The following is a 15,979-nucleotide window of genomic DNA, read 5'->3' on the forward strand; positions in this document are numbered from 1 at the left end:
ACTTACTCCTCTGAGCGATAGTGAAGAGTGAGTTTCCTTTTAAAAGGAAGCACCTTCTCCTTACGTCGAATGTGTAAGTTCGATTAACAAAATTGAAATTTTGAATCTCACTTAAGTTTAAAAACTTTAGCCAACTTCACGGAATCAATTATATAAATTCTAGGCAAAAATTTCACAGTTCCCGGAAAATAAATATTTCATTTTTTCTCTTCCACGTGGTGCGCAATAGAATTCAGTTGTTCATTAAAAAAGGAACGCGAAAGCGTTCCTTTTTTATATTATCTCGGTTTATATTATCTTGGATTTTTTACTTGTGCTTGTGCTGCTGCAAGTCTTGCAACTGGTACTCTAAATGGTGAACAAGATACATAGTTTAATCCAACATTATGGCAGAATTCAACTGATGATGGATCTCCACCATGCTCTCCACAAATACCTAACTTAATGTTTGGTCTTGTAGCTCTGCCCTTTTCCGCAGCAATTTTAACTAATTGACCCACACCTGTTTGATCAAGCTTAGCAAATGGATCTTGTTCGTATATCTTTCTTTCATAATAGTCTGATAAGAATTTAGCAGCATCATCTCTTGAAAATCCAAATGTCATTTGAGTTAAATCATTTGTTCCAAAAGAGAAGAATTCAGCTTCTTTTGCTATCTCATCAGCTGTTATAGCAGCTCTAGGAATTTCAATCATTGTACCAACATGATAATTTAATTTAACTCCTTTTTCATCCATAACTTTTTCTGCTGTTCTAACAACTATATCTTTAACAAATTTTAATTCTTTAACCTCTCCAACTAACGGAATCATAATTTCTGGAACTATATCATATCCTTTATCAACTTTAACTTCTATTGCAGCTTCTATTACTGCTCTAGTTTGCATTTCTGCAATTTCTGGATAAGAAACAGCTAGTCTACATCCTCTATGCCCCATCATTGGATTGAATTCATGTAAACTTTCAACTGTAGATTTTAATTCTTCAAAAGTTAACCCCATAGTCTTTGAAAGTTCTTCTATCTCATCATCTGTATGAGGTAAGAACTCATGTAGTGGTGGATCTAAAAATCTTATTGTAGCTGGCATTCCTTGAAGAGCCTCATAAATTCCAATAAAATCTTTTCTTTGAATTGGAAGTAATTTTTCAAGGGCTGCTCTTCTTTCCTCTTCATTCTTAGCTACAATCATCTCTCTCATAGCCATTATTCTATCCTCTTCAAAGAACATATGCTCTGTTCTACAAAGCCCTATACCTTCTGCTCCAAACTCAACACCTTGTTTTGTATCTCTTGGATTATCAGCATTAGTTCTAACATTAAGTTTTCTTATTTCATCTGCCCATCCCATAAATGTTGCAAAATGACCTGAAATCTCGGGAGTAACAGTCTTAATTGCTTCTCCATATACACTTCCTGTAGAACCATCTATTGAAATATAATCATTAGCTGTATAAACTTTACCATTTGCCTCTAATGTTTTTTCTTCTTCATTTACCTTTAAATCTCCACATCCAGCTACACAGCAAGTACCCATACCTCTTGCTACAACTGCAGCATGTGAAGTCATTCCTCCCCTAACTGTTAATATACCCTCAGCAGCTATCATACCTTCAATATCTTCTGGAGAAGTCTCAAGTCTTACTAAAACAACCTTTTCTCCTTTTTCAGCCCTTTCCTTAGCTTCTTCTGCAATAAATGCAACTTTACCACAAGCTGCTCCTGGAGATGCTGGAAGTCCCTTAGCTATAACAGTAGCCTTTTTCATTTCTGTTAAATCAAATGTTGGGTGTAATAAAGAATCTAATTGCTTAGGTTCAACTTTAAGAATTGCTTCTTCCTTAGTCAACATACCTTCTTCAACTAAATCAACAGCAATTTTTAAAGCTGCTTGAGCTGTTCTCTTACCATTTCTTGTTTGTAAGAAATATAATTTTCCTTCCTCAATAGTAAACTCCATATCTTGCATGTCCCTATAGTGATTTTCAAGAGTATTAACTATATCTATAAATTGTTTATATATAGCAGGATTTTGTTCTTCTAATTTAGCTATTGGAAGTGGTGTTCTAATACCAGCAACAACATCTTCCCCTTGTGCATTCATTAAATATTCACCATATATTTCTTTCTCTCCAGTTGCAGCATTTCTTGAGAATGCAACACCTGTTCCTGAAGTATTTCCTTTATTACCAAATACCATCTCTTGAACATTAACAGCTGTTCCCCATTCACCCGGAATATCGTTTAATCTTCTATAAACTATAGCTCTTGGGTTATCCCATGATCTAAATACAGCTGTAATAGCTTCAGTTAATTGTGTTGTTGGATTTTGTGGGAATTCTTCACCCCTTTCTTTCTTATATAACTCCTTATACTTTACAACTAGTTCCTTTAAGTCATTCTCATCTAAATCTGTGTCATATTTAACACCCTTTGCTTCCTTTGCTTCATCTATTAAATTTTCAAATAATCTCTTCTCTATTCCCATAACAACATCAGAGAACATTTGAATAAATCTTCTATATGAATCATAAGCAAATCTTGGATTTCCTGTTGCTACTGCAACAGCTTCTACTGCAACATCATTTAAACCAAGATTCAATATTGTATCCATCATACCCGGCATTGAAACTCTTGCCCCTGACCTTACAGAAACTAATAATGGGTTTGTGTTGCTTCCAAATTCTTTTCCTGTTATTCTTTCTAATTCTTTAATGTTTGCATATATTTCTTCTACAACTGAATTTGTAATTTGTTTTCCATCCTCATAATACTTGTTACAAGCTTCAGTTGTAACTATAAATCCTTGAGGAACAGGAATCCCTATTCTAGTCATTTCTGCTAAATTTGCCCCTTTACCTCCAAGAAGGTTTCTCATTGACCCATCACCTTCACTAAAAAGGTAAACATACTTTTTCTTCTCCATCTCAATACTCCTCCGTTCATACAATAATATATACTAACAAGACTCTGTCTCGTAGCTACCATAATTACCCTTTAAACTACCCTTAATTTGCTTCTCCAAGATTAACAAATAGTTTTGTTATGTTAGTCTTAGAAATTTTGCCAACTATCTTTAAATTAACTTTTCCATTGTCTGATTCGCAGGATTTTTCTACTATCGGTATACTATCAATTTCATGTTCTATTATTTTTTTAGCTAGTGAATAGGCACTATCCTCTGGATGACCATAAATTATATTAGGCATTCTTGTCATGATAACTCCAACTGGAACCCTATGTATATCTGTTCCTCCAATTGCTATCTTAAGAAAATCCTTTCTTGATGCTGCCCCAACTAAATTCCCATTGTTTTCAACAAAAAGTGTTCCTACATCATGTAAAAATAAATGAACAATTGCATCATATACAGTAGTATCATCGTTAACGGTTACAGGCTTAGACATAATGTCACCAACCTTTATTTTGGATAAATTCTCCAAAATCTCCCCATCAATCTTTTTCCCTAAATACACATAACCTACCTTAGGTCTAGCATCTAAAGTACCAGTCATTGTAAGTATTGCTAGGTCTGCTCTTAAAGCAGCTCTTGTAACTCCAAGTTTTTCTGCTATTGCTTCACTTGTAATTGGCTGCTCATCTTTAACTATCTTAATTATCGCCTCTTGTCTTTTTGTAAACTTCAATGCTATCCCTCTTTTCGACTATTTAAGGAATATTCAGACAATTAAGAATATTTTTTATTCACAGTATAATTATAACATTTTCTCACTTTTTGACTATGCTTAATTTTCTGAAAAATCACTCATATTAGCTGAATATTCCTGTTGTCCCTTTTTTTCTAGACTATATCGTTGTTTTTCTTTAATTTCCTAATTTTTCCCATTATCATCATCAAAATTCACAGTATAAGTAAAGGTATTATTTTCCTTTTCTTCTTTTTCCTTTTCCTTAAATTTATTTGGCATTTTTATTCCATCTAAATTTACATCTTGAACTTTTTCCTTAACCTTATCTGCCAAACCATTTGCTTTATCCTTCGCTTCGTTAACAGCCGCTGATATATATTTATTAACAACTTCTACTGTACCATCAGCCTTTGTTATTTCAATTGTAACTTGAGTTACTACAGCTGCTACTACAACAAATGCTAATATAGATGGAATTATTATAGCTATAACACCTGCTGCTATTCCAGCATTAACTGGAACATCAACTATCTTTTTGCCATCTTTAGTTATTTTAATTCTAGTAACATTTCCTTTATTTATTAACTCTTTTAACCATCCCTTAAACTCATCAATAGTTTCAGATTGTTTAACTTCATTTAAATCATTATATTTTGATTTTTCTTCAAGTAATATAATTGCATTTAAGACATCTCCATTTACTTCTTCTAATGCCTGTTTTGCTTCTGCATAACTTACTCCAGTTCTTTCTCTTACTTGATCAACCATTTCCAATGTAATATCCATATTTCCTCTACTCCTTTATATAATTTAACATCTCTAAACTTTTCGGCTTTCTTGAATAATTTGAATTTATTATAAATGTTGTTACCTTTTCTATTTGATTCTTAATCTCTTTATTTACATTCAATCTATAAATTTTATCCATTGGTGTATTATTTAAAAATCTTAAAGCATTATATCCTGCTCTAGAAATATAAAGTCCATGTTCCTTATTACACTCTACACATACACCACCAAAGTGTGATAATGAAATATAATCACTTGTTCCTATTACTTTTTTACAAATACAACATTTATCAAACTCCAACCCATATCCTGTAGCACTCAACAATCTCAATTCAAAAGCTCTTATTAATAACTCATAATCCATAGCATCTGTATTTAATAAGTATAAACAAGTTATAAAATTCCTAAACAACTCCTTATTTACTTCGGCATCTTGTACACATATATCTATTAATTCACAAACATATGAAGAATACGTAAGCTTATCTAAGTTGTTTAACAATCCCTGAAATGAGTTTATAATTTTTCCTTCTTGAAGGTTATACAAATTTCTACCTTTAAAAAATATATATTCCCCAAAGCATAAGGGTAAAGTCAAACTTAAGTTTTTACTTTTACTCTTCTTTGCCCCCTTAGCTATAAAGGTTATTTTCCCTAAATCTTCACAATAAGCCCATATAAGTTTATCATTTTCTTTATAATCTATAGCCTTAATTATTATAGCCTTAGTCTTCTCAATAGACAGAATACTCAACTCCTATCTACTTTGTCTTTTTATATCCTAATTCCTTAAGTAAAAGTCCATTATCTCTCCATTCTTTTCTTACTTTTACCCATATCTTTAAATTAACTTTAGCTTTTAAAAATCTTTCTATTTCGTATCTTGCAGTCTCTCCAATTTTCTTTAAAGATGCTCCGTTCTTTCCTATTATTATTCCCTTATGTGAGTCCTTTTCACATATTAAATCTACCTCAATATGATATGTTCCATTTTCTTTTTGCTTCATTTGAATAATATCAACAGCTATTCCATGAGGAATTTCATCTCTTAAATTCTTTAATGTTTTTTCTCTTACTATTTCTGCAACAATAAATCTTTCATTAACATCTGTAATCATGTCCTCTGGATAATATTGTGGACCCTCTGGCATTTTTTCTACCATTAATTTTACAAGAGTATCTACATTTTTCCCCTTTAATGCTGATATTGGTACTATTTCAGCAAAATCATATTCCTTTGAATACATATCAAGTGTTTTAGCTACTTTTTCATGACTATTTTCATCAACTTTATTAACAACCAAGAATACTGGTGCTTTTTGTTGTTTTAATGCCTCTAATATAAATTTATCTCCTCTTCCAATTTCATCACAAGGATTAATTATAAATACAACTAAATCTACTTCTTTTATAGAGCTAGTTGCAGCATTAACCATATAGTCTCCTAGTTTATTCTTTGGTTTATGTATTCCTGGAGTGTCAACAAACACTAATTGATAATCATCTCCAGTTAATATTGTTTGTATGTTGTTTCTTGTAGTTTGCGGTTTATTTGAAACTATTGATAGTTTTTCTCCCATTATCTGATTAGTTAATGTTGATTTTCCTACATTTGGTCTTCCTACTATTGTTACAAATCCTGATTTATACATATTAGCCTCCTAGCCTTTTAAGTCTTTTTTTGAAAAAACACCTGGTAATATTTCTTCAAAAGTTTTTACTATATAGTCATTTTCATTTTTTATTATTATTACTGGAACTTTTTCGTCTGCTATAAACTCTGCAATTACTTGCCTACATATTCCACATGGATAAGTGTATGAATTAGTATCTCCAACAACAGCCACAGCTTTTATTTCCCTATTTCCTTCATGTACACCTCTAAAAATAGCTGTCCTTTCTGCACAATTAGTTGCTCCAAAAGATGCATTTTCTACATTAGATCCTGTATATATTTTTCCATCTTCAAATAATATAGCTGCTCCAACCTTAAAATTAGAATATGGACAATAAGCTTTTTCTCTTGCTTCTAAAGCACTTTGTATTAATTTTTTGTATTCCATTTTTAATTCCTCCATCTAAATAGTATATCACATATAAGCAAAATTCCAAATGTTGATTTAATTTATATTATTAATATCAATATATTTATTAAATACACTTCTAATTAAATTTGGAATATTACTTAAATTTTATAATTTAAATATAGTAAATATTAATAAAGTTAATAATATTCCTAATATTCCTCCTACTATAACTTCGAATACAGTATGAACTTCTGAGTCAACTCTACTTTGAGCAGTAATAAATGCCATTAAATAGGCTAATATAATGCAAATAGGCTTTTCAGTTATTAATGCTATAGCTGTGGAAATAGAAAATGCTAATGCACTATGTCCACTAGGCATACCACCTTTTAAAGGTGTTCCTTCACCAAAAATAGCTTTTATTATAACAACAGCCAAAACAACTATAACTAATGCTATTAATATCATATATGGTTCTGAATGTTTTATTTTATAAACTACCTCAAATGAAAAGTTAGAAAGTTTATCCCAAAATACAATATATCCTACTAATATTGCATTTATTGCTGTTACAAGCACTGCTCCTGCTGCTGTATTTTTAGCTATCTTCGCTAAAGGATGATAATAATTAGTATTTAAATCTACCGCTGCTTCTACAGCTGTATTGACTAATTCAGCGCTAATTACCATTGTGATTGTTATTGCCAATGCCAGAAATTCTGCCTTTGATACATCAAAGAAAAAACAAGCAATTAAAACACCCATAGATGCTAATATATGAATTTTCATATTCCTTTGAGTTCTTACAGCATCAACTACGCCATCAATTGCATTATTAAAGCTCTCTAATAATTTTTTCATCTCCATAAATTACTCACCCTACCTACATTTATCTAGTTATATTTAAATCCCCCAATATTTCCTCTTCTCTTTTTCTCATGATTTTCTTTTCTTCACTTTCCATATGATCATATCCTAATAAGTGAAGAATAGAATGAACTACTAAGTAGCACACTTCTCTATTAAAAGAATGATTATATTCTATACTTTGCTCCTTTGTTCTTTCTAAAGATAAAACCATATCACCTAATACTAGCTCTTCACCATCTAAATATATCTCATTAAATTTAGTGTCCTTATAAACCCCTTTAAAAACTTTACCTTTAGGATAGTCTAACATAGGAAATGATAGCACATCAGTAACTTTATCTATCCCTCTAGTTTCTCTATTTATATCTCTTATTTCTTCATTGTCTACAAATAAAAGTGATATTTGATAAGGAATATTTACCTCTTCAGCCTTTAAAGCCTTTTCACAAACTTCATTTATAATATTAATGAGTTCCTCATTCACTTCTATTTTATTTTGTCTATTATCAGTATATAACATAACTTCTCCTTTCATTTTTTCATAATTTAAATTATGTATATTTTAAATTAACCTTTATTAGCTATAATGCTTTTTAACTTAGTAATTTAGAATAAAAAAGGAGGTAACCCTCCCCTTTTATTCTTTACCATTTTCTTTTGGATACTCTATTCTATGATGATAAATTCCCTTTAAAACCTTTAAGAAACAACTCTTTATAGTTTCTAAATCTCTAAAAGTCAAATCACATTCATTTAATTGATCTGAGTTCAATTTATCTTTCACTATATTATTTACCATATTTTCAATCTTATCGAATGTAGGCTCTTGAATTGATCTTACAGCTGCTTCAACACTATCTGCCATCATAATTATGGCAGCTTCCTTACTTTGAGGCTTAGGGCCTGGATATCTAAAATCTTCTTCCTTTATACTATCTGGATCATCACTATTATTTTTTAAAGTATAATAAAAATATTTAACTAATGTTGTTCCATGATGTTGAATCATCATATCACTTATTGCACTAGGTATATCATATTCTTTTGCCAAGTCTAATCCATCTTTAACATGAGATATTATTATGGATGCACTTAAAGCTGGTGAAATTTTATCATGAGGATTAATTCCCCCTAATTGATTCTCACCAAAGAAAAAAGGTCTTTTTATCTTACCTGCATCGTGATAATAGGCTCCAACCCTAGCTAACATAGGATTAGCTCCAACCTCTTCTGCTGCAACCTCAGCTAAGTTTGCAACCATAACACTATGATGATATGTTCCTGGAGCTTCCATTAATAATCTTTTCAATAAAGGACTATTAGGATTTGAAAGCTCTAATAATTTCATATTAGTAACTAAACTAAAACTAGATTCTAAAAATGGTAATAACCCCATAGCTAATATTCCTGAAATAAAAGCTCCTAATGCAACTAACGCCATATCAAGTAATGTTTTCTTTATATTATTCGATAAAAGCACTCCACTTGATAAAACAACAATAGAAGCAGAAATTGCAACATAAATAATGGAATATAATATATCGTTTCTTTGGCTAATCTTCCTTAAAGAAGTCGATGCTACAATTGTCCCAACTATACCTACTAAAATAACTTGTGGGTCAAACCCTACTATAACTGCTATAAACATTAAATTTAAAGAACTAATTATAACTGAAACTTTGTAATCTAAAAATACAGTAATAAGTATTGGTGAACATGCTATTGGAATTAAAAATAACGATACAAATGTAAAAATTCTTGTTGTTACTAATGATATCAAGTTTAATAATAATATTAAAAATACAAGCTTAGTGTTACAAAGAACTTCTTTTCGCTCTTTTTTTAAATACATATACTGCAAAATCAATATAAATAATACATAAAATGCTATTATTATATAAGTATATATATAATCCTTGCTTATTCCTTCTCCTACTAATCCTAATTCATTAAGTATAGTTATTTGCTTTTGTGTAATTGGCTCTCCTTCTTTTACTATAATTTGATTTTTCTTTATCATAACCTTTGAAACACTTTTTAAGGCTTCCTTAACAGCTTCATCTGTCTTTGTTTGATCAAAAAAGTAATTTGCCTTTACCTGGCTATCACACATTTCTTTTAAAACATCTTCAAGATTAATATCTAAACTCTGACTTTCTAAATATTCCTCTACAGAAGCCTTTGCTTCTTCTATTTCATCAGCATTTCCTTCCTCTATCTGATTTTCATATGCCTTATCAATTGCTGCTAGTGCTATCCATTGTAACTCTGTGTCTTTATCAACACTAAGATCTAATAATGCTTTATATTGGTTATCTGAAAGCTTAAATGACTCTATCTTCTTTAATTCATTAATTTTTTCTTTCTCTTCTATTTCACTACTCTTTAAATTAATTAACTTATCAAAAAATGTTTTTATATTCTGACTTGCTTCAATTTTTACTTCATTTTTCAAAGTAAACTTTTTTTCTACCTTATCTGCTACTTCTTGTTCCTTTGCACTTGTAGCTTCCTCATCAATAATATCCCTAGGTGCCTTTATATCAACACTAGCAATATCACCTTCATTGAAATTATACCTTTTAGGAGTCACAACAGTCATTATTATAAAATAAACTAAGAATGCTGTTACAGTAAATAAAAATATTCTTTTCCATTTGTCTTTCTGTGTCTTTTTATCTACACCACTTTTATCTTTCATTTTGTTCACCTTCTCATCCTACCCTAATTATCTAATATCTTACAGTATCCTCACTTACTATATTTTGCTCTACAACAAAAACCACATTTATCAACATATTTTCTTCATCTTTCATTTCTTTATCAACTAATTTGTCAACTATCTTTGCATCTCTACTTAGCTCATTTAATAAAGATTTTTCTAAATCATTAACTGCCTTTTCTATAGCATCATCTTCCGATAAATTTATATCTTTTTCTACTCTTTCATAATATAACACCTTATTAAACATTTTACCACTCACTTCTATTTTATCATAATGTTCAAAATCTTTTATAGCCTTTTTTAAATAAATTTTTTTACCAAAAATATTTATATAAATATCACTATCTTTTTCTCCACTTCTTTCTAGCGTAGTTCCATTAACTTTTACATTTATAGATTTTTCATAAAATGTATTGGCTATAACTATTCCTCTTGGTGGTAAAATATACTCTCCTCCTTCACTCCCATCTACCCCCTCTATTACAACATCTCCTGCTTTAACTAATTGCCCACTCTTAACTTTTGCTCTACCTGCAAAAGTGTAAACTCTCTTTACTTCTCCCTCCATAGTTGCAACTAAATTTCCATATTCATAACTCTGTTCTTGTGGTGGATTTATCTTTTCTTCTATTACAACCTTTAAGGTAGACCCCTCAACTCTAACCCTTAACCACAATATTTCCGAACTCATATTTTCTAACTGCTTCTCTATTTCTTTCACATCTATAGAATTTTTAGCAATTCCAGGTTTAATACCTATACTATTTAGCTGCTTTCTTATTTCAAAGGGTGGTATATTTTGTTGAACATCTACCTCTATAGCCCATATGTAAGTAGATAAATAATATATAATACATAAAAACATAATTCCACCAATAACTAATGATAACTTCTTTTTAACATTACCTAAAAAGAATACAAACCCTGCACTTTTTATAATGTTTATTCTGCCACCTAAACTTTCCACCAACGCTTTTACTTCTGCATAATTCAAATAATCAATCTCTAATATTAATGTTGCAAAATCCCTTTTCTTAACTTTATAAACTCTTATGTTCTTTGTCCAAAATAAATTTAACAACTTCTCAGTATTTAATATTTTAATTTCAACTAATATTTTTCCATTTTTTATCTTATCAAAAGCCATTTTCTATTCACCCCACATATTCAATCGAATTAAAATAACCTTTAATAGTTATAGTTGAAGCTGCTATATATAATATTTCAAACTCACTACCATTTATCTCAATTGGTGACATATTAGTATTTATCTTTATCTTATCTCTTTCAAAAACCATTATCCCTTTATGATTTTCTATGGTTACTTCATTTCTTCCTGTTACTATAATCTTTGGTACATCTAGTAATACATCTTTAGGGAGATCAAGTTTTTCAATCAAAACCTCTTTACTTCTATTAAACTTATTTTCCATAACTTCTCTCCTTTAAATAATACTCTCTCAATGTACTTTATGATTTTATTTTAAAGAAAATAACAAAAATAAAAAAGAACCCAATTTACATTGAGTTCTTTTAACTATTTACTATTTAAATACTCTTTAACAATCTGACTAACAAGTTTTCTATCTGCTTTGCCTACAACCTTTGGTCTAACTGCTGACATAAGCTTACCCATGTCCTTCATGTTATCGACACCCACTTCTGTAGCTGTTTCTTTTACAATTTGTAAAATTTCTTCTTCACTTAATTGCTGAGGAAGGTAACCTAGCAAGATTTCAATTTCAGATTTATTCTGATTAATCAAATCCTGTCTATTTCCCTTTTCAAATTCAAGCATTGCTTATTTACGCTGCTTGACTTCTTTTGCTAATATTTCTATAACCTTATCGTCCTCAAGCGTAACACCATCGGTTTTTTTACTAGCAATACAGCAGACTTAGACTACTTAATACATTAAGTCTAAATTTATCTTTAGATTTTAATGATTATTTTCAGTCCTCTTGTAGTCTTTCTTTTATTGTTGGCATACTTAAATACCTTGTTTCAAAAATTAAAAACTACTTGAATTTTCTCTTTCTTGCAGCTTCTGATTTTTTCTTTCTCTTTACGCTTGGCTTTTCGTAATGTTCTCTCTTTCTAACTTCTGAAAGAACCCCAGCTCTTGCGCATTTTCTCTTAAATCTTCTTAATGCACTTTCTAGTGTTTCGTTTTCTCCAACTTTGATTTCTGACATCTATTATCCCTCCCTCCGCTAGCTCAAATTAGTATCTTTAACTCAGCTACGGGCTTAATAACACATATTGTATTATACAATAATGGTCACAAAAATGTCAATATTATTTATACTATTTTTATATTAACCAGGTGGCCATTTTAATTCTCTTGCACCTAATATATGAAAATGTATATGATTTACGGTTTGACCCCCATCAGCTCCGCAGTTATTTACAATTCTATAACCTGAATCAGCAATACCTAGTTCCTTTACTATTTTATTTATTATCACGAATATGTGTGAAACTATTTCAGAATTTTCTTCAGTTATTTCATTAGCACTACTAATATGCTCTTTTGGTATTACTAAAAAATGAACTGGTGCTGCTGGACTTATATCATAAAATGCAAGAACCTTATCATCTTCATATATCTTCTTAGATGGAATTTCTCCAGCTATTATTTTACAAAAAATACAATCTCCCATAAATTCACCTCCTTTAACTGACACTCCAAATTTTCAATTTGGTTAGTTGAAGTTACTCATTCCACTTTAGAAGAATAAGTTTTCTTTTCAAAGGCTTTTTTAAACCATACTTGCTATAGCATAATCTCCTATTGCTTCTTCAATCTTTACATCTACTATTTTACCAGTAATATCAGCTGACATGCAATGTACTATTACTTTTATATAATTTCTTGTATATCCTTCATAGAAATCTGGTTTATCTTTAATTTCTTTTTCTATTAAAACATCCATCACTCTTCCAATGAACTTCTCTGTAAAGGCATGCTCGTTTTTATCATTTAACTCTATTAAAGCCTTACTTCTTATATCTTTTATAGTTCCATCTAATTGATTTGGCATATCTGCCGCTTTAGTTCCTTTTCTTGGACTATATTTAAATACATGCGTCTTAGTCAAATGAATTCTTTTTAAGTATTCATAAGTTTCATTAAACTCTTCTTCAGTCTCTCCTGGGAAGCCAACAATTACATCTGTAGAAATTGATACATCTGGCAATGTTTCTCTTAACATATTAACCGCAGCTTCATACTCTTCAGCTGTATATCTTCTATTCATTCTCTTTAATGTTGCATCACAACCACTTTGAAGCGATAAATGGAAGTGTGGGCATAACTTTTTAAACCCTTTAATCTTCTCAATAACTTCTTCAGTGAAAAATGCTGGCTCAATAGATCCAATTCTAATTCTCTCTATTCCATCTATTTTTTCTATATCTTCTATTATATTAATTAAATTTATATTGCCTTCTAAGTCTAATCCATATGAAGCAGTATGTATTCCTGAAAGTATAACTTCTTTAAATCCATTAGCTGCCAATTCTTTAACTTCTTCTAAAACCTTATTTGGATCCTTTGAACAAACTGATCCCCTAGCATAAGGTATTGTGCAATATGTACAAAATCTATTACATCCATCTTGAATCTTTAAAAACGCTCTAGTTTTATCTTGATAATCTTCTATTTTTAAATCTTCAAACTTTTTATTTTGTAGTACAGGTTGAACATGTACTTGTGGCTGACCTTCATCCTTTGCCTTGTTAACATAATAAACTACATCACCTTTATTTCTTGTACCTAGGACTACATCTACCCCTGGTATTTCTGAAACTTCTTTAGGTGCCATTTGTGAATAACATCCAACGGCTGCAATTATAGCATCTGGATTAGCTCTTCTTGCCCTACTTATTATTTGTCTTGATTTTTTATCTCCCATATTAGTAACTGTACAAGTATTTATTACATATACATCAGAAAACTCATTAAAATCCACTACTTCATATCCTTCTCTAATGAACTTTTCCGCCATAGCTTCTGATTCATACACATTAACTCTACAACCTAATGTAGCAAATGCAACTTTCATTAATCATTTCCTCCTAAATCACTCAGCTCATATTGTATTAAGGATGTTACAACAAATCCTGCTGTTTCAGTCCTTAATATTCTTTTTCCTAAAGTAACTATATAAGCTCCTTTATCTTTAAGTCTTTCAATTTCATCTTCTTCTATTCCGCCCTCAGGCCCTACAAATATTCCAATATTTTTAATGCTATCTATATTATTCTCTTTTCTTAATTCATTAATCAATGTTTTTATACCAAAATTATTTGCATTTTCATATGGAACTATTAATAAATCTAAAGAATTTATTTTGTCTAAAACTTCATCAAACTCAATAGGCTCTAACACTTTAGGAATTATACTTCTCTTACTTTGTTTTGCAGCCTCTAAAGCTATTCTATTTAATCTATCTAACTTTTTAAATTCACCTTTTAATTTAACATCCACCCTATGAGTTATTGTTGGAATGAACTCTGTAATTCCAAGCTCAGTTCCCTTTTGGACTATTAAATCCATTTTTTGAGACTTTGGTAGCCCTTGAAATAAATATATCTTCACATTACTTTCATTATTTAATTCTAGCTTTTCTAATATTTCTATTAAAACTTCTTGTTTAGAAACAGACTTAACTCTTCCTAAATATTCAACACCTTCACAATTGTTTAATGTTACTTTTTCACCTTCAGAAATTCTAAGAACTTTATATATATGTTTTACATCATCACCAATTATTTTAGCTACATCTCCGTTAATTAATTCTTTTGGAGTAAAAAATTTATGCATTATTTGATTCTCTCCTAAAAATTATTTTAATTTTGCAACTATGCAGTTCCATTCACCATCTCTATTTTTTTCAATAACTTCAAATCCAGTAGCTTCAAGTTTTTTACAAACCATATCAACTCTATCATGAATTATTCCTGATGTTATGAAAATTCCACCATCATTTAAAACTCTCTTAACATCATCTGTTAATATGCATATTATTTCAGCTAATATATTCGCAACAACTATATCAGCTTTCCCATCAATAACTTCAACAAGATTTCCATGAAGTATTTCAATATTATTTAAATTATTATATCCAACATTTTCTATTGAAGATTCAACTGCAACTGGATCTAAATCTACACCAACAGCTAACTTTGCTCCAAGTTTTGCTGCCGCTATAGCTAGTATACCTGATCCACATCCAACATCAAATACTGTACTTTCTTCTTTAACATATCTTTCTAAAGCTTGAATGCACATTCTTGTAGTTTCATGTGTTCCTGTTCCAAATGCCATACCTGGATCTAAATCTACAACTAACTCTCCATCTTTAGCTTCATATTCTTCCCATATTGGTTTTACAACTATCTTTTCACCAACTTTTGATGGTTTATAATATTGTTTCCATGTATTAGCCCAATCCTCTTCGTGCATTTTTTCGTGCTCAACTTTAGCTTCTCCTAAATCAAGGCCCATTTCTTTAAGCTCTGTTAACCTTTCATTAACATATTGTAATACATCTTCAATATTATCTTCTTCTGCAAAATAAGCCTTTACAACTGCAACTTTTCCTTTATGCTCTAAAACATTTATATCTGCAAAATCCCATGTTAACGGACCTTGTTCTCTTCCTAAAATATCCTCAGGATCTTCTATTGCAACACCTTTGCAATCTAAGCTATAGAAAATTCCTGATATTGGTTCCAATGCTTCACTTTTAGTTATTACTCTAACTTCTATCCATGTTCCATCCATTATTGAATCATCCTTTCAAATCTTTCTCCTTGACTAATACTATATTTTACACGTATGTTTACATAAAGTCTAGAATAATTTATATACAAAAAGGATAACTATATTTTTACATATAGTTACCCTTAAATA

Annotated in this window: 16 protein-coding genes and 1 pseudogene; all 17 read right to left on the reverse strand. The window is 30.2% G+C overall.

Annotation, left to right across the window (positions count from 1 at the left end; translation table 11 throughout):
- Window positions 1-293: 293 nt before the first annotated feature.
- The gene (gene ppdK, locus Q0Y03_RS09035) at window positions 294-2,924 is read right to left on the reverse strand and encodes a pyruvate, phosphate dikinase (protein ID WP_297713504.1); all 2,631 of its coding nucleotides are present in this window, start codon (window positions 2,922-2,924) and stop codon (window positions 294-296) included.
- A gap of 82 nt (window positions 2,925-3,006) precedes the next feature.
- The gene (locus tag Q0Y03_RS09040) at window positions 3,007-3,645 is read right to left on the reverse strand and encodes a helix-turn-helix transcriptional regulator (RefSeq protein WP_297713505.1); all 639 of its coding nucleotides are present in this window, start codon (window positions 3,643-3,645) and stop codon (window positions 3,007-3,009) included.
- 186 nt (window positions 3,646-3,831) lie between these two features.
- Entirely contained in the window at window positions 3,832-4,434 is a 603-nt protein-coding gene (locus tag Q0Y03_RS09045; protein WP_297713506.1) for a DUF4342 domain-containing protein, read from the reverse strand.
- A 7-nt stretch (window positions 4,435-4,441) separates the two neighbouring features.
- Window positions 4,442-5,191 carry a DNA repair protein RecO gene (gene recO / locus Q0Y03_RS09050; RefSeq protein WP_297713507.1) on the reverse strand — a complete coding sequence of 250 codons (750 nt, stop codon included), beginning with the start codon at window positions 5,189-5,191 and terminating at the stop codon, window positions 4,442-4,444.
- Window positions 5,192-5,198: 7 nt separating this feature from the next.
- Complete coding sequence (gene era / locus Q0Y03_RS09055) at window positions 5,199-6,089, reverse strand: GTPase Era (RefSeq protein ID WP_294387162.1); 891 nt, start codon at window positions 6,087-6,089, stop codon at window positions 5,199-5,201.
- A 9-nt stretch (window positions 6,090-6,098) separates the two neighbouring features.
- Window positions 6,099-6,500 carry a cytidine deaminase gene (locus Q0Y03_RS09060; protein WP_297713508.1) on the reverse strand — a complete coding sequence of 134 codons (402 nt, stop codon included), beginning with the start codon at window positions 6,498-6,500 and terminating at the stop codon, window positions 6,099-6,101.
- Window positions 6,501-6,629: 129 nt separating this feature from the next.
- On the reverse strand, window positions 6,630-7,331 hold the full coding sequence (locus Q0Y03_RS09065) for a diacylglycerol kinase (RefSeq protein ID WP_297713509.1): 702 nt from the start codon (window positions 7,329-7,331) through the stop codon (window positions 6,630-6,632).
- Between the two features lie 22 nt (window positions 7,332-7,353).
- On the reverse strand, window positions 7,354-7,854 hold the full coding sequence (gene ybeY, locus Q0Y03_RS09070) for an rRNA maturation RNase YbeY (protein WP_297713510.1): 501 nt from the start codon (window positions 7,852-7,854) through the stop codon (window positions 7,354-7,356).
- A gap of 117 nt (window positions 7,855-7,971) precedes the next feature.
- Entirely contained in the window at window positions 7,972-10,035 is a 2,064-nt protein-coding gene (locus tag Q0Y03_RS09075; RefSeq protein ID WP_297713511.1) for an HDIG domain-containing metalloprotein, read from the reverse strand.
- 31 nt (window positions 10,036-10,066) lie between these two features.
- On the reverse strand, window positions 10,067-11,206 hold the full coding sequence (gene yqfD, locus Q0Y03_RS09080; protein ID WP_297713512.1) for a sporulation protein YqfD: 1,140 nt from the start codon (window positions 11,204-11,206) through the stop codon (window positions 10,067-10,069).
- 7 nt (window positions 11,207-11,213) lie between these two features.
- The gene (gene yqfC / locus Q0Y03_RS09085) at window positions 11,214-11,492 is read right to left on the reverse strand and encodes a sporulation protein YqfC (protein WP_297713513.1); all 279 of its coding nucleotides are present in this window, start codon (window positions 11,490-11,492) and stop codon (window positions 11,214-11,216) included.
- A 104-nt stretch (window positions 11,493-11,596) separates the two neighbouring features.
- A pseudogene (locus Q0Y03_RS09090) lies at window positions 11,597-12,047 on the reverse strand (GatB/YqeY domain-containing protein).
- 30 nt (window positions 12,048-12,077) lie between these two features.
- Window positions 12,078-12,254 carry a 30S ribosomal protein S21 gene (gene rpsU / locus Q0Y03_RS09095; RefSeq protein WP_003441547.1) on the reverse strand — a complete coding sequence of 59 codons (177 nt, stop codon included), beginning with the start codon at window positions 12,252-12,254 and terminating at the stop codon, window positions 12,078-12,080.
- A gap of 123 nt (window positions 12,255-12,377) precedes the next feature.
- Window positions 12,378-12,722: a histidine triad nucleotide-binding protein gene (locus tag Q0Y03_RS09100; RefSeq protein WP_297713514.1), complete on the reverse strand. Its 345-nt coding sequence runs from the start codon at window positions 12,720-12,722 to the stop codon at window positions 12,378-12,380.
- 99 nt (window positions 12,723-12,821) lie between these two features.
- Complete coding sequence (gene mtaB, locus Q0Y03_RS09105; protein WP_297713515.1) at window positions 12,822-14,126, reverse strand: tRNA (N(6)-L-threonylcarbamoyladenosine(37)-C(2))-methylthiotransferase MtaB; 1,305 nt, start codon at window positions 14,124-14,126, stop codon at window positions 12,822-12,824.
- Window positions 14,126-14,887 carry an RsmE family RNA methyltransferase gene (locus tag Q0Y03_RS09110; protein ID WP_297713516.1) on the reverse strand — a complete coding sequence of 254 codons (762 nt, stop codon included), beginning with the start codon at window positions 14,885-14,887 and terminating at the stop codon, window positions 14,126-14,128. The genes mtaB and Q0Y03_RS09110 overlap by 1 nt, the downstream gene beginning before the upstream one ends.
- A gap of 21 nt (window positions 14,888-14,908) precedes the next feature.
- Window positions 14,909-15,850 (reverse strand): 50S ribosomal protein L11 methyltransferase, encoded by a 942-nt coding sequence (prmA, locus tag Q0Y03_RS09115; RefSeq protein ID WP_297713517.1) that lies wholly within the window; start codon window positions 15,848-15,850, stop codon window positions 14,909-14,911.
- Window positions 15,851-15,979 lie beyond the last annotated feature (129 nt).

Origin of the sequence: Clostridium sp., from assembly GCF_026168755.1 — a bacterium.
Lineage (GTDB): Bacteria > Bacillota > Clostridia > Clostridiales > Clostridiaceae > Clostridium.

What these genes read in the sequence shown, in the direction of transcription:
- Q0Y03_RS09045 (WP_297713506.1), bottom strand. Translation starts at nt 4,434, where the DNA reads ATGGATATTACATTGGAAATGGTTGATCAAGTAAGAGAAAGAACTGGA.
- Q0Y03_RS09060 (WP_297713508.1), bottom strand. Translation starts at nt 6,500, where the DNA reads ATGGAATACAAAAAATTAATACAAAGTGCTTTAGAAGCAAGAGAAAAA.
- rpsU (WP_003441547.1), bottom strand. Translation starts at nt 12,254, where the DNA reads ATGTCAGAAATCAAAGTTGGAGAAAACGAAACACTAGAAAGTGCATTA.
- era (WP_294387162.1), bottom strand. Translation starts at nt 6,089, where the DNA reads ATGTATAAATCAGGATTTGTAACAATAGTAGGAAGACCAAATGTAGGA.
- mtaB (WP_297713515.1), bottom strand. Translation starts at nt 14,126, where the DNA reads ATGAAAGTTGCATTTGCTACATTAGGTTGTAGAGTTAATGTGTATGAA.
- yqfC (WP_297713513.1), bottom strand. Translation starts at nt 11,492, where the DNA reads ATGGAAAATAAGTTTAATAGAAGTAAAGAGGTTTTGATTGAAAAACTT.
- prmA (WP_297713517.1), bottom strand. Translation starts at nt 15,850, where the DNA reads ATGGATGGAACATGGATAGAAGTTAGAGTAATAACTAAAAGTGAAGCA.
- Q0Y03_RS09100 (WP_297713514.1), bottom strand. Translation starts at nt 12,722, where the DNA reads ATGGGAGATTGTATTTTTTGTAAAATAATAGCTGGAGAAATTCCATCT.
- ppdK (WP_297713504.1), bottom strand. Translation starts at nt 2,924, where the DNA reads ATGGAGAAGAAAAAGTATGTTTACCTTTTTAGTGAAGGTGATGGGTCA.
- ybeY (WP_297713510.1), bottom strand. Translation starts at nt 7,854, where the DNA reads ATGTTATATACTGATAATAGACAAAATAAAATAGAAGTGAATGAGGAA.
- Q0Y03_RS09110 (WP_297713516.1), bottom strand. Translation starts at nt 14,887, where the DNA reads ATGCATAAATTTTTTACTCCAAAAGAATTAATTAACGGAGATGTAGCT.
- Q0Y03_RS09075 (WP_297713511.1), bottom strand. Translation starts at nt 10,035, where the DNA reads ATGAAAGATAAAAGTGGTGTAGATAAAAAGACACAGAAAGACAAATGG.
- Q0Y03_RS09065 (WP_297713509.1), bottom strand. Translation starts at nt 7,331, where the DNA reads ATGGAGATGAAAAAATTATTAGAGAGCTTTAATAATGCAATTGATGGC.
- yqfD (WP_297713512.1), bottom strand. Translation starts at nt 11,206, where the DNA reads ATGGCTTTTGATAAGATAAAAAATGGAAAAATATTAGTTGAAATTAAA.